Source organism: Streptomyces sp. NPDC044063 (genome assembly GCF_056434285.1).
The window spans coordinates 1-12230 of record NZ_JBWKFM010000010.1 but is presented as its reverse complement, the minus strand read 5'-3'; the positions used below and the strand labels follow the sequence as shown (position 1 = coordinate 12230).

At 73.7% G+C, this 12230-nt stretch carries 12 protein-coding genes; 7 read left to right on the top strand and 5 right to left on the bottom strand.

Translation table 11 applies throughout. From position 1 onward, the window contains the following. Window positions 1-166: 166 nt before the first annotated feature. Both AC07BS_RS14730 and AC07BS_RS14725 read right to left on the bottom strand, forming a co-directional pair. Entirely contained in the window at window positions 167-841 is a 675-nt protein-coding gene (locus tag AC07BS_RS14730; protein WP_478639613.1) for a DedA family protein, read from the bottom strand. 233 nt (window positions 842-1074) lie between these two features. Next, window positions 1075-1527, bottom strand: coding sequence for a DUF4442 domain-containing protein (locus AC07BS_RS14725; protein ID WP_478639615.1), 453 nt, complete (start codon window positions 1525-1527; stop codon window positions 1075-1077). Between the two features lie 81 nt (window positions 1528-1608). Here AC07BS_RS14725 and AC07BS_RS14720 point away from each other — a divergent pair, with 81 nt between their 5' ends. Continuing rightward, complete coding sequence (locus AC07BS_RS14720; RefSeq protein WP_478639617.1) at window positions 1609-2670, top strand: DUF8017 domain-containing protein; 1062 nt, start codon at window positions 1609-1611, stop codon at window positions 2668-2670. 51 nt (window positions 2671-2721) lie between these two features. On the opposite strand, the gene AC07BS_RS14715 is transcribed toward AC07BS_RS14720, so the two are convergent. Both AC07BS_RS14715 and AC07BS_RS14710 read right to left on the bottom strand, forming a co-directional pair. Beyond that, on the bottom strand, window positions 2722-3567 hold the full coding sequence (locus tag AC07BS_RS14715; RefSeq protein WP_478639619.1) for a spermidine synthase: 846 nt from the start codon (window positions 3565-3567) through the stop codon (window positions 2722-2724). 102 nt (window positions 3568-3669) lie between these two features. Then, window positions 3670-3894, bottom strand: a complete 225-nt coding sequence (locus tag AC07BS_RS14710; protein ID WP_478639620.1) for a hypothetical protein — start codon at window positions 3892-3894, stop codon at window positions 3670-3672. Window positions 3895-4077: 183 nt separating this feature from the next. On the opposite strand from AC07BS_RS14710, the gene AC07BS_RS14705 reads away from it, so the two are divergent. The 3 genes from AC07BS_RS14705 to AC07BS_RS14695 all read left to right on the top strand — a co-directional run bounded on the left by AC07BS_RS14705 (window position 4078) and on the right by AC07BS_RS14695 (window position 7105). Beyond that, the gene (locus tag AC07BS_RS14705; protein WP_478639621.1) at window positions 4078-4794 is read left to right on the top strand and encodes a TVP38/TMEM64 family protein; all 717 of its coding nucleotides are present in this window, start codon (window positions 4078-4080) and stop codon (window positions 4792-4794) included. 224 nt (window positions 4795-5018) lie between these two features. Beyond that, window positions 5019-5639, top strand: a complete 621-nt coding sequence (locus AC07BS_RS14700; RefSeq protein ID WP_478639623.1) for a TetR family transcriptional regulator — start codon at window positions 5019-5021, stop codon at window positions 5637-5639. A gap of 113 nt (window positions 5640-5752) precedes the next feature. Beyond that, a complete protein-coding gene (locus tag AC07BS_RS14695; protein ID WP_478639625.1) occupies window positions 5753-7105 on the top strand; it encodes an FAD-dependent oxidoreductase in 1353 nt (450 codons plus the stop codon). Between the two features lie 166 nt (window positions 7106-7271). Here AC07BS_RS14695 and AC07BS_RS14690 read toward each other — a convergent pair whose 3' ends face one another. After that, window positions 7272-8279 (bottom strand): alpha/beta fold hydrolase, encoded by a 1008-nt coding sequence (locus AC07BS_RS14690; RefSeq protein WP_478639628.1) that lies wholly within the window; start codon window positions 8277-8279, stop codon window positions 7272-7274. A 162-nt stretch (window positions 8280-8441) separates the two neighbouring features. Between AC07BS_RS14690 and AC07BS_RS14685 the strand changes: the two genes are divergently transcribed. The 3 genes from AC07BS_RS14685 (at window position 8442) to AC07BS_RS14675 (ending at window position 12063) form a co-directional block, all read left to right on the top strand. Continuing rightward, window positions 8442-9161 carry a TetR-like C-terminal domain-containing protein gene (locus AC07BS_RS14685; protein ID WP_478639629.1) on the top strand — a complete coding sequence of 240 codons (720 nt, stop codon included), beginning with the start codon at window positions 8442-8444 and terminating at the stop codon, window positions 9159-9161. A 124-nt stretch (window positions 9162-9285) separates the two neighbouring features. Next, on the top strand, window positions 9286-10494 hold the full coding sequence (locus AC07BS_RS14680; RefSeq protein ID WP_478932378.1) for a cytochrome P450: 1209 nt from the start codon (window positions 9286-9288) through the stop codon (window positions 10492-10494). A 96-nt stretch (window positions 10495-10590) separates the two neighbouring features. Further along, the gene (locus AC07BS_RS14675) at window positions 10591-12063 is read left to right on the top strand and encodes an MFS transporter (protein ID WP_478639635.1); all 1473 of its coding nucleotides are present in this window, start codon (window positions 10591-10593) and stop codon (window positions 12061-12063) included. Window positions 12064-12230 lie beyond the last annotated feature (167 nt).

Sequence of the window (12230 nt, the reverse complement as noted above, 5' to 3'; positions counted from 1 at the left end):
CTCTCCTTCACCGTGTGCCACCGTCTCGGGGGCACGCTAACGGGCGGGGCCGGGGCGCGGCGGGCGCGTGGGGCCAAGATCACATGCGGGATGCACGCGGGGTCATGTACGTACGGCCCCCGGCGGACGCCGGGGGCCGTACGTGATCCGGAACGAGAAGCGCCGGCTAGTCCGCCACGACGGTCTCGGCCTCGGCGACGGGCTGTCCGGCCGCCGCCTCCTCGTCCTTGCGCGCGGCACCGGCCTTCTTGGCCTTGATCCGCATCACGACGAACGAGCCCAGCCCGAAGAGCAGGGCGGCGAGCAGGCCCAGCCAGGAGAACTTCTTCAGCCACTCCTCGGCGACCTTGCCCACGGAGTAGATGACCGCGACCGTACCGCCGGCCCAGACGATGCCGCCGAGGACGTTGGCGATCAGGAACTTCCAGTACGGCATCCGCAGCACGCCCGCCAGCGGGCCGGCGAAGATCCGCAGCAGCGCGATGAAGCGGCCGACGAAGACGGCCCACATGCCCCACTTCTGGAAGGACCGCTCGGCGGTGGCCACATGGTCCGGGCCGAAGTGCTTGGGGAACTTGCGGCCCAGCCACTCCAGCAGCGGCTTGCCGCCCTTGCGCCCGATCAGGTAGCCGATCGAGTCGCCCACGATCGCGCCCGCGATGGCGCAGGCGCCCAGCACGTACGGGTTGATGTGGTCCTGGGTGGCGGCGAGCAGCGTGGCACTGACGAGCACGATCTCGCCGGGAAGCGGGATGCCCAGGCTCTCCAGCCCGATGACCCCGCCCACCAGGAGGTAGACGGCGATCGCCGGTACTGTTTCGAGCCACTCCTGGATGTGCAACGCCGGTTCCTCCCCGGTTGAACGACCTGCTTCCCGCCGCGCGCCGCACGAGGACGCACATGGCGGGAAGCCTACTGGAGGTAAAGACACACGGAACGCCCCGCTGGTTGAGGGTGGGCGCCGATTCTTCGACCGGATGTTCGGCGGGGTGGGCGCCGGGAACGACGAAAGCCCCGTCGGTGACCGACGGGGCCGGGCCGGTGATCACCCGCCGCACCGGCGGGGTCCGCGGCTCAGGAGTTCGGGCGCAGGGTCCAGACGACGGTCATCTCGCCGGTCACCGCGCCGTCCTCGCGCGTGATCGAGATGTGCACCGGGAACTCGGGGCGCTCGCCGGCGTCCAGCTCGGCGATGACCTCGCCGGCCGGGCGGCCGAGCACGGCGGTGGCGGTGACCGGGCCCTTGGCGAGCTTCTTGTAGCCGATCTCGGCACGGACGGCCAGCGGAACGGCCCGGGAGAGCTCCGAGCCGAAGGCGGCGATGACGATCGCGCCACTGGCGGACTCGGCGAGCGTGAACATCGCTCCGGCGTGCGGGCCGCCGACGTGGTTGTGATAGTCGGGCTGGTCGGGGAGGTGGAGGACGGCCCGCTCGGCGGTGATCTCGCCGAAGGTCAGGTTGAGCGTGCGGACCATGGGCACGGTGGCCGCGAGGGCCTCGCCGATCGAGGGGAGGGTCTCAGACATGCGGTTAAGTTACCAGCCGGTAGTAACGGCGGGAAGGGGTCTGGATCACATCCCGCCGCGCACCCAATAAGGTGGGCGGCCATGTGGCCAGGACAGCAGTCGCCCGGGGGCGAGCAGAACCCGCAGGACCCGAACCGGAACCCGTACGCGCAGCCGGGCTATCCGCAGCGGCAACCCAACCCGTACCAGCAGCCGGGCGGCTACCAGCAGCCCCACGCCAACCCCTACGCCCAGCCGTCCGGCCCGCAGCCGGGGCAGCCCGGGCAGCCGGGGTCGACAGCGCAGTGGGCGGCCCCCGGTGCCCCCGGCGGGGCGCGGCCGCCGGGCGACGGCCGTAACAAGCGCACGACGGTGATCGCGATCAGCGCGGCGGTGGCCGTCGTCATCGCGGCCGGGGTCACCGGCGCCGTCGTCCTCACCGGCGACGACAAGAAGGACGACCCGAAGGCGGAGGCCAAGGAGAGCGCCGCGCCGTCGGTCTCCGCGCCCGCCTCGTCCTCGCCGGGCGGAGGCGGCGAGGACAACCCGCGGGCGGGCGGCGGCGACGCCAAGCCCGTCATCAGCGGCTGGAAGGTGGTCACGAACCCCAAGCGGCACGTCGTCTTCGACGTTCCCGCGGACTGGAAGGTGGCGGCCACCGGCACCGGCGTGATCGTCCCGGACCTCACCGGCGAGGACAAGGACGGCATGGCCGAGGCCATGTCCTCCCCCGCCTACTTCCAGGAGACGCGCTGCACCTCCAAGAGCGACAAGGGCATCGAGCTCAACCACGAGGGCGGCATCACCGGCGCCAAGGGCGCCCAGGGCGCGAAGTCCCTCCAGGAGGCCGCCCGCAACGCCGCCGCCAGCTGGGCCTGGTCGATGTTCGACCAGAAGAAGCGGGGCCACCTCAACATCGGCGAGGCCTCCGCGTTCACGAGCGACCACGGCATCACCGGCTACAGCGCCATGACCACGGCGACCGACGTCCCCAAGGACACCAAGTGCGCCTCGGACGGCAAGGCGTACGCCGTGGCCTACAAGGACACCACGGGCGACCTCAACACCTGGATCTTCGCGGGCGTCAAGGACGAGAAGGAAGAGGTGCCCGAGGACACCATCAAGAAGATCATGAGCACGCTCCGGCCGCTGAAGGACTCCTGACGCGGAGAGGCCGGTGGGGCGACCGGTTCCGGTTCCGCCCCGCCGCTCCGGTCAGCCGATGCCGAAGGAGCCGCCCGGCGGCTCCGGCGACCCCACCGCGTCCGCGTCGGTGACGGGCACCGCGCCCGCCGCGAACCGCTCCAGCGCCGCCCCGTCCTCGACGCGGGCCGGGAAGGCGTCGGCGGCCGCCCGGCGGGCCAGCGCGGCCACGGGCAGCTCGGTGTGCGCCGCCACCAGGACGGCGTTGCCGAAGCGGCGGCCCCGCAGCATCGGGGCCTCCGCGATCAGGCACAGGTGCGCGAAGACGGCCGCGTACGTGGCCACCTGCGACCGCAGGAAGTCGAAGGGCGCGCCGTCGGCGAGGTTGGCGACGTAGCGGCCGCCGGGGCGCAGCACGCGCGCGGCCGTGCGGGCGTACTCGGCGGAGGTCAGGTGCGCGGGCACCCGGGAGCCGCCGAAGACGTCGGCGACGATCACATCGGCGGAGGCGTCGGGAGCGGCCTCCAGCGCGGCCCGCGCGTCGTCCGCGCGCACCTCGACGTCCACCCCGTCGGCGAGCGGGAGGTGCTCGGCGACCAGGGCGATCAGGCCGCGGTCCGCCTCGACGACGCGCTGGCGCGAGCCGGGCCGGGTGGCGGCCACGTAGCGGGGCAGGGTGAGGGCCCCGCCGCCGAGGTGCAGCACGTCGAGGGGTTCGCCCGGCCCGGCGGCGGTGTCCAGCACGTGCGCGAGGCGGCGCGCGTACTCGAATTCGAGGTGGGTGGGGTCGTCGAGGTCGACGTACGACTGCGGCGCGCCGTTCACCGTCAGCAGCCAGGCCCGCGGCCGGTCCACATCGGGCATCAGCTTGGCGGTGCCCCAGTCCACGTCACGGCTCACGGGTATCGGTTCGTCCACCCCTCCATTGTCGGGGATGCGATGAGGTCGCGGTGCTCCCGGCGCTCCCGGCGCTCCCGGCGCTCCCGGTGCTCCTGGTGCCTCCGGTGCTCCCGGTGCCGGCTACGGCGGCTCGGCGTCGGCGGCGCGCTGCGCCCGGCCTATGCGGAACCCGTCCATCCAGGTCAGTGTCATGTGGCGGATCACCATCCGCAGCTGCTGGGCGGTGAGCACCTTCTCCAGATGTCCTTGCCTCAGCGCGAGCCTCGCCCGGCGCTCCGCCGCCACGAACAAGGCCATCTGTTGTGTGCTGGCGAACGCCCCTTCCTTTTCCTTCGGTTCGTCCATGCCGGCAACCCTAGGACGGGCCAGGTCCGGGGGCATCCGAGTTTCGCCCGGTCCGGCCACGAGGCGGTCGTGACCGCCACCGGACCGACGGCGGATGACCATCGGGTGACCGTTCGTCTCCGGTTCCGTACCGTCTCGCGGACTCCTCGGCCGCCGGCCGCCGGTGTCGGTTACGCTCCTTCGATGCTCGACACCGCCGCCCCCTCACCGGGTCTGTCCGCGCGCTGCGCACGGGTGCTGCTGTCCCCGTGGTCGCGCCTGGGGCTGCTCGTCACGCTGCTCGCCGGGGCCGTGGCGGGCGTACTGGTGTGCCGCCCGGAGCGGCTGCTGGCGGGCGGCTGGCCGCCGCATCTGTCCGGGCCCGCCGCCGTCGTGCTGTTCGCCGTGGCGTACGGGTTGTGCACCGCGGCCTTCGTACCGCGGCCCGTGCTGAACATCGCCGCCGGCGCCCTCTTCGGCACCCCGCTGGGTACGGGCGCCGCGGTCGTCGGCACGGTGCTCGGGTCGGCGGCCTCGTTCGGCCTGGGGCGGCTCCTGGGGCAGGACGCGCTGCGGCCGCTGCTGCGCGGCCGCTGGCTGAAGGCGGCCGACCGGCAGCTCAGCCGGCACGGCTTCCGCTCGATGCTGGCGATCAGGCTCTTCCCCGGGGTGCCGTTCGCCGCGGCGAACTACTGCGCCGCGGTCTCCCGGATGACGTGGCCGGCCTTCCTGCTGGCGACGGGGGTGGGGGTCGTCCCCAACACCGCGGCCTACGTGGTCGCGGGCAGCCACGCGGCCTCGCCGACCTCACCGCAGTTCCTGGCGGCCATGGCGTTCATCGCGCTCACCGGCCTCGCGGCCGTCGTGGTGGTCTGGCGCCGGCGGGCCCGCGGGCGGACGCCGCGGCGCACGGAGGCGTAGGGCCTGTCCGGTGCGGGCGTGGACGCCGGAAGCGCGGGGGCTGACGGAAGCGCGGACGCGGACGGCGGAAGCCGGGCCACCGGTGCCGGACGGTCCCCCGCGCCGCCCGGCACCGGCGGCCCGGCTTCTCGCGGGCACACCCGTCGACAGCCCTGCCCGCGGCAGGACATCCGGCTGCCCCCCGAGTATATTGGCTCGCAGCCAGTCAACGCAGGAGTACGGTCATGTCCCCCCGCAGCGCGGCGGTCAACGAGGAGTTGCGCCGCAAGTCCCGAGAGCGCCTCTTGCAGGCCACCGTCGATCTGATCGACGAGCACGGTTACGAGGCCACGACGCTCGCGGACATCGCGGACCGGGCCGGCGCGGCGCGCGGGCTCGTCTCGTACTACTTCCCCGGCAAGCGGCAGTTGCTGCAGTCCGCCGTGCACCGGCTGATGCACCGCGAGCTCGCGGCGGGGCTGGAGCGGGAACCGTGCGTACCGGACGGGCGCGAGCGGATGGCCCGCGCCATCGACGCCGTGCTCGGACTCGCCCGTGACCGGCCGCGCCTGATGCGCACCCACATGGCCGGAATCCTGACCGAGGAGGGCTTCATCCAGTGCCCCGAGCAGCAGCGCCTGGCGTTCCTGCTGCGGGACACGGTGGCCCGCTACGGCTCCCCCGACCCGGACACCGACTACCGCCTGCTGCGTGCCCTGCTGATGGGGGCGGTCGTGGCGATCCTGCTGCCGGGCGCGCCGATGCCGGCCGAGCGGCTGCGGGCCGAGCTGTTCCAGCGCTACGGGCTCGAGTGGGGCCTGGGCGTGCCGCCCGGGGAACGGCCGCCGGCGGAGGGCTGGGCCTGAGCCCGCGGCCCTGACGCGGCCGAAACGTTCCGCCTGCCGTTCTCCCGTCCCCCATGGGATCCTGGAGTCCCTCGGGACCACGCGGGAACGGGAGCGTGCGGAAGGAGCCCTCCGTGCTTCGTGTCGCAGTCGTCGGATCGGGACCGAGCGGCGTCTACACCGCCCAGGCCCTGCTGGAGCAGCGCGACGTCCCCGCGGTGACGGTGGACGTGCTGGACCGGCTGCCCTGCCCGTACGGTCTCGTGCGCTACGGCGTCGCCCCCGACCACGAGAAGATCAAGTCCCTCCAGCGGAACCTGCGCGTGGCCCTGGAACGGCCGGGCGTGCGCTTCCTCGGCAATGTGATGGTCGGGGACGGGCCCGGCGCCCTGCCCGCCCGGCTGCTGCCGGAGCTCTACCACGCGGTGGTCTACTGCGTGGGCGCGGCCACCGACCGGCGGCTGGGCATCCCCGGCGAGGACCTGCCCGGGAGCTTCTCCGCGACCGAGTTCGTCTCCTGGTACAGCGCCCATCCGGACGCGGCGCCCGGCGGGTTCGTGCTCGCGGCCCGCTCGGCCGTGGTCATCGGGGTCGGCAACGTGGCGGTCGACGTGGCCCGGGTGCTGGCCCGCGGAGCGGACGAGCTCCGGCACACGGACGTGCCGGACGCGGCGCTGACGGCACTCGCCGACAGCCGGGTGACGGACATCCACATGGTGGGGCGGCGCGGCCCGGCGCAGGCGAAGTTCACCACGAAGGAGCTGCGCGAACTCGGCGCGCTGCCGGGCGCCCGGCCGGTCGTGACGGCCGACGAGGCCGCCCTGGACCCGGCGTGGACGGACCCCTCCGGGCTGCCGGCCGCGGCCCGGCGCAACGTGGAGGTGCTGCGCGAGTGGGCCGGAACCCCGCCCGCCGGGCGCGGGCGGCACATCCGGATGCGGTTCTTCCTACGGCCGGTGGCGCTGCTGGGCGACGACGCGGTGCGTGCCGTGCGCTTCGAACGGACGGCCGTCGACGAGCGGGGCGCGGTGACGGGAACGGGCCGGTTCGAGGAGATCGAGACACAGCTGGTGCTCCGGTCCGTCGGCTACCGCGGAGTGCCCATCCCCGGCCTGCCGTTCGACCCCGAGCGGGGGACCGTACCGCACGAGCGGGGACGGGTGCTCCGGGACGGCACGCCGTCGCCGGGCGAGTACGTCGCGGGGTGGATCAAGCGCGGCCCGACGGGCGTGATCGGCACCAACCGTCCGTGCGCGAAGGAGACGGTGACCTCCCTGCTCGCCGACGCCCGGGCCCTGCTGGCCCGCGGCGTCCCGGAGGACCCGCGGACGGCCCTGCGGGCGGCCGGGGTGGAGCCGGTGGAATGGCCGGGCTGGCTGGGCATCGAGGCGGCGGAAGCGGCCCTGGGCGCCCGACTGGGCCGCGGCACGGTGAAGATCCCGGACTGGGCGGGACTGCTGGCGGCGGCTAGGGGGCGGGCCGGGTAGGGCCGGTCTCTTCGCGGTCCCTGAGCGCCCAGGGACCGATGACGAGCCGGCGGCGGAGGCCACCGGCTCGTCCGGGGTGTACACGGTCACGGTGGCCTCGCCGCCATCGAGGACGCCGCGAGGCCACCCGGCCCCGCCGCACACGCCGACGGGGCCGGCCACCGTCTCAGCTCCCGTTCGGCGCCACCTGCCCCAGGAAGTCCAGCAGTGCCGCGTTGACCTCCTCCGGGCGTTCCTGCTGGGTCCAGTGGCCGCAGCCGGGGAGGGTGATGCTGGCGTGGAGTTTGGGAGTGGTGAGTTTCTGGGCGGCCAGGAGTTCGTCGATGCCGGGGAAGGAGCGGACCAGGTCGCGGTCGCCGGCGACGAACAGGGCCGGGACGTCGATGACGCGGTCGGCGAAGGGGGCGAGGAGTTCCCAGTTGCGGTCGATGTTGCGGTACCAGTTGAGGCCGCCGGTGAAGGCGCGTTCGCCGTGTTCGTCGAACTCGCGGACGAACGCGTGGATGTCGTCCTCGGAGAGCCAGGCGGGCAGCCGGTCCGGCTCCGGCATCGTGTCGAGGAGGCTGACGCCCTCGGGGACGACCCACGGGCGGGGCGGGGCGGTGGTGGGGCTGTCGCCGGAGGCGCTGAACAGGATGCGGCGGAAGGTGGCCGTCGGGTCCTGCGCCAACTCGGCGTCGGCGACCCCCGCTTCCTGGAAATAGATCTGGTAGAAGCCGTCGCCGAGGATCTCCCGCAGGCCGGGCAGCGGGGGGACCGGGCCGCGCGGGATGTGCGGGACGCTCAGGCCGGCGACGCCGCGGACGACGTCGGGGCGCAGCAGGGCCGTCGTCCAGGCGACGGGGGCGCCCCAGTCGTGGCCGACGACGACGGCGCTCTCCTCGCCGAGGGCGTGGATGAGGCCGACGACATCGCCGGTGAGGTGCATCAGGCTGTAGGCGCCGGGGTCCTCCGGCTGCTCGCTGCGGGCGTAGCCGCGCTGGTCGGGCGCCACCACGCGGTAGCCGGCGGCGGCGAGCGGCCCGAACTGGTGGCGCCAGGAGTACCAGCATTCCGGGAATCCGTGGAGGAGCACGACCAGGGGTCCGCTCCCCTGTTCGGCGATGTGCAGCCGCACGCCGTTCACCTCGACGTAGCCGTGCTCGACCGCGCTGGTCGTCTGTCCGCTGGTCACGTGTCCTCCTGACGTCGCCCTGCGGGCCCGGTGCGTACGACCGTCAACGAGCCGCGCGGGCCCCATTGTTCCTGACTCCGGACGCGGATCGTGTGACGGGTCCGTGGCGGGATTTCCCCGGCCATGATCGACGAATCGCGTCCGGCCTGGGAGAGTAGTTGTATGACTCAGCGGGATGCGCGGGACGGTGGTGGACGCGAGGAGCTGGTGCGCCGCGTCAAGGACGAGGCGGTGCTGCGGCTCGCCCGGCGGCGGGACGTCGATCTGGATCTCGCGGCGGTGGCCGCGGCCGCCGGGCGGGAACCCGGGGCCGTGCGCGAGGCGTTCGCCGACGAGGAGGCGCTGCTGACGGCGCTGATCCTCGACGCCTACACCGCGATGAGCGACAGCGCGGAGGCCGCGGCGGCCGCCGCCGCGGACGGTGGGCCGCTGGAGCGGTGGGTCGCGGTGTGCTCGGGCGTACGGAGCTGGGCGCTGGCCCACCCGGACGAGTACGCGCTGATCTGGGGCCAGCCGGTGCCGGGTTACAGCGCTCCCCCGGAGACGATGGCGGCCGGCGCGCGTACGGTGCTGGCGCTCGTCGCGATCCTTCACGAGGCACGGAAGGAGGGCGTGCTGGCGGAGGGGCCCGCCGACGAGCCGATGGCCGAGGGCATGCGCCGCAGCGTGGAGGCCCTCGCCGCCGGGCTGCTGAACGGCTTGTCCTCCTTCACGATCGCCCGCATGCTGGTCGTCTGGACACAGTTGCACGGGATGGTCGGTTTCGAGGTGAACGGGCACATCGCGGGGGTCGCGGCGGATCCCGCCGCCTTCTTCGAGCACGCGGCCGCGTCCATGGGCGAGTTCGTCGGGCTGCCCCGCCGGGGCGGTCCGCCCCGCTGAGTCGGACCCGTCCGGCGGCCCGCACCGCACCGCTGACGGCCCCTGTCCACGGGCCGTCAGGGTCATGTCAGCATGGTCGCGCATAGTCGGCGTCACAACGGTTTTCTCATGAGGGAGACATGTGATGCTCGCAGCCGAACAGACCGTCCTGGACTGGCCGTTTCCGCGGACGGCCACGGGCTGCCCGGCCACGGTGCTCGCCGAACTGCGTGAGGGTCCGCCGTGCGCGGTCCGGCTTCCGGCCGGTACCGCCGAATCCCGGCGGGCCTGGCTCGTAACCAAGCACGCTGACGTCCAGCAGGCCCTCAAGGACCCCCGGCTGAGCGCCGACGAACTCCTTCCCGGCGCCCCGGTGCGCATCCAGGTGCCGCCCGGCCAGCGGCCCAGCTCCTTCCTCCGGATGGACGACCCCGAGCACTCCCGGCTCCGGGGCATGATCGCCACGGAGTTCACCGCGCGGCGGGTGCGGAACCTGCGCCCGGCGGTCGAGCGGCTGGTCGAGGACCTCCTCGACGACTTCTCGGACCGCCCGCGCCCGTCCGACCTCCACCACGCGTTCTCCCGGAAGCTGCCGACGCTGGTCATCGCCCGGCTGCTGGGCGTGCCGGACGAGGACTCCCCCTACTTCATCGAGAAGACCCAGGTCACCATCTCCCAGGGCGACCCCGAACGTTCGTTCGCCGCCTACCAGGACATGACGCGCTATCTGGGCGAGCTGGCGGAGCGCAAGCTGACCGAGCCGCAGGACGACCTGATGACCCGGCTGGCCACCCGGTACCTGGCGCCCGGCGAGATCGACCTCGACGAGCTCGTGGGCATCGCGCGGCTCGTCCTGGTCGCCGGCCACGAGACCACCACCAACCAGATCGCGCTGAACATCCTGAGCATCCTCCGGGACGACGCGCTGCGCGCGAAGGTGCTGGCCGACGACGGCGCCCGCATCCCGCGGTTCATCGAGGAGTCGATGCGCTACTGGTCGATCTCCCAGGACGCCATCGTCCGCCTGGCGGTCGAGGACGTCGAGATCGGCGGCGTGACCTTCCACCAGGGCGACGCGGTGGTCATCTCGATCCCGGCGGCCAACCACGACCCCTCGGTCTTCCCCGACCCGGACCGCCTGGACGTCGACCGCGACACCAGCCGGCATCTCCAGTGGGGCAACGGACCGCACTTCTGCCAGGGCGCTCCCCTGGCCCGCCTGGAGATGGACCTCGCCCTGCGCGGTCTCTTCCGGCGCTTCCCCGATCTGCGGCTGGCCACGGACGACCCCGACAGCCTCTTCCGGATCGGCACGGTGTTCCACGGCGTCACCGCCCTTCCCGTCACCTGGTGACCTCCGGCACCGTCCCGGACCTCCCCGCGGCGGCCGCACGGCGCGCCACGGGACCCATGAATCCCCCCGGTAGAAACCGAGCAGGAGTAACAGCGGATGAGCGCTGACACGCGTACGCACCCGGCCGGGACCGACGTGGCGCCGGCCACGGCGCCGGCCGCCGCCGCACCGGCCGCGAGCCCCTCGTGGGGGGCGCTCGCGGTGGTGATGGTGGGCACCTTCATCACGGTCCTCGACTACTTCATCTCCAACGTCGCCGTCCCCTCCATCCAGAAGGACCTCGGGGCCACCTCGGCACAGGGCCAGATGATGATCGTCGGCTATGGCGTGGCCTTCACCGCCGGCATGATCACCGGCGGCAAGATCGGCGACCTCTACGGCCGCCGCCGCATGTTCACGCTGGGGCTGGCGCTGTTCACCCTGGCCTCGGCGGGCTGCGGACTCGCCCCGTCCGCCGAGAGCCTGATCGCCCTGCGCGTCCTCCAGGGCGCCGCCGCGGCGCTGATGGTCCCGCAGGTGCTGGGCATCATCGGCTCGGTCTACGACGGGCCCAGCCGGGGCAAGGCGTTCACCGTCTACGGTCTGGTGGTCGGTCAGGCGGCCGTGTTCGGCCAGGTCATCGGCGGTGTGCTGATCACCGCCGACGTGGCGGGCCTGGACTGGCGGTCGATCTTCCTCATCAACGTGCCGGTCGGCCTGGTCGCCCTGGTCTTCGCCGGCCGGGTGATCCCGGAGTCCCGCGGGGCGGACGGGGCGCGCCTGGACGGCCTGGGCGCGCTGCTCACCACGGCGTCCCTGGTGCTGGTGGTGTACGCGCTGACGCAGGGGCGCGAGGAGGGCTGGCCCACCTGGAGCCTGCTGAGCCTGGGCGCCGGTGTCGTGCTGTTCGCGCTGGCCGTGGCCCACTTCCGGCGGCGGGGCGCGCGGGGCCGCAGCCCGCTGATCGACCTCACGCTGTTCCGGGTGCGCAGCTTCTCCGTCGGACTGTCCGCGACGCTGGCGTACTTCCTGGCCATGGGCTCGTTCTTCTACCTGCTCGCGCTGTACCTCCAGCAGGGCCGGGGGCTGTCGCCGATGGAGTCCGGGCTGCTGTTCTTCGCGCTCGGCGCGGGCTTCTTCGGCTCGTCCGTCGCGCTGTCGCCCCGGATCGGCGCCCGGGTGGGGCAGCAGCTGCCGGCGGTGGGCACGCTGACGCTGGCCGTCGGCTATGTGCTGGTGGGCGTCACGGTCGCGGAGTCGGGCGAGAGCGCGTCCGTGCTCTGGCTGATCCCCTCGCTGGTGATCTCCGGAGCGGGCATGGGGATGACGACCGGCCCGCTGACCAACACCGTGCTGTCGGGCATCGACCCGGAGCACGCGGCCTCGGCCTCCGGCGCGCTCAACACGGCGCAGGAGGGCGGCGCGGCCATCGGCGTCTCCCTCGCGGGCACCGTCTTCTTCCCCGCGCTCGGCGCCGGCCTGCCCGGCGACTACCCGCACGCCTTCGACATCGCCCTGATCCCGCTGGTGGCCTTCTGCCTGACGTCCGCCGCCCTGATGCAGCTGCTGCGCCGCCGCGCCGCACGCTGACCCGGGGGGGGGGGGGCGGGGCGCGCCCTCCCCCCCCCCCCCCCCCCCCCCCCCCCCCCCCCCCCACACAACCCCCCCCCCCCCCCCCCCCCCCCCCCAAACCACCCCCCCCCCCCCCCCCTCCGCCCCCCCCCCAGCCCATTAGCCCTCCCCCTCCCCCACCCCCC

What these genes read in the sequence shown, in the direction of transcription:
- AC07BS_RS14725 (WP_478639615.1), bottom strand. Translation starts at nt 1,527, where the DNA reads ATGTCTGAGACCCTCCCCTCGATCGGCGAGGCCCTCGCGGCCACCGTG.
- AC07BS_RS14700 (WP_478639623.1), top strand. Translation starts at nt 5,019, where the DNA reads ATGTCCCCCCGCAGCGCGGCGGTCAACGAGGAGTTGCGCCGCAAGTCC.
- AC07BS_RS14680 (WP_478932378.1), top strand. Translation starts at nt 9,286, where the DNA reads ATGCTCGCAGCCGAACAGACCGTCCTGGACTGGCCGTTTCCGCGGACG.
- AC07BS_RS14675 (WP_478639635.1), top strand. Translation starts at nt 10,591, where the DNA reads ATGAGCGCTGACACGCGTACGCACCCGGCCGGGACCGACGTGGCGCCG.
- AC07BS_RS14720 (WP_478639617.1), top strand. Translation starts at nt 1,609, where the DNA reads ATGTGGCCAGGACAGCAGTCGCCCGGGGGCGAGCAGAACCCGCAGGAC.
- AC07BS_RS14685 (WP_478639629.1), top strand. Translation starts at nt 8,442, where the DNA reads ATGACTCAGCGGGATGCGCGGGACGGTGGTGGACGCGAGGAGCTGGTG.
- AC07BS_RS14710 (WP_478639620.1), bottom strand. Translation starts at nt 3,894, where the DNA reads ATGGACGAACCGAAGGAAAAGGAAGGGGCGTTCGCCAGCACACAACAG.
- AC07BS_RS14705 (WP_478639621.1), top strand. Translation starts at nt 4,078, where the DNA reads ATGCTCGACACCGCCGCCCCCTCACCGGGTCTGTCCGCGCGCTGCGCA.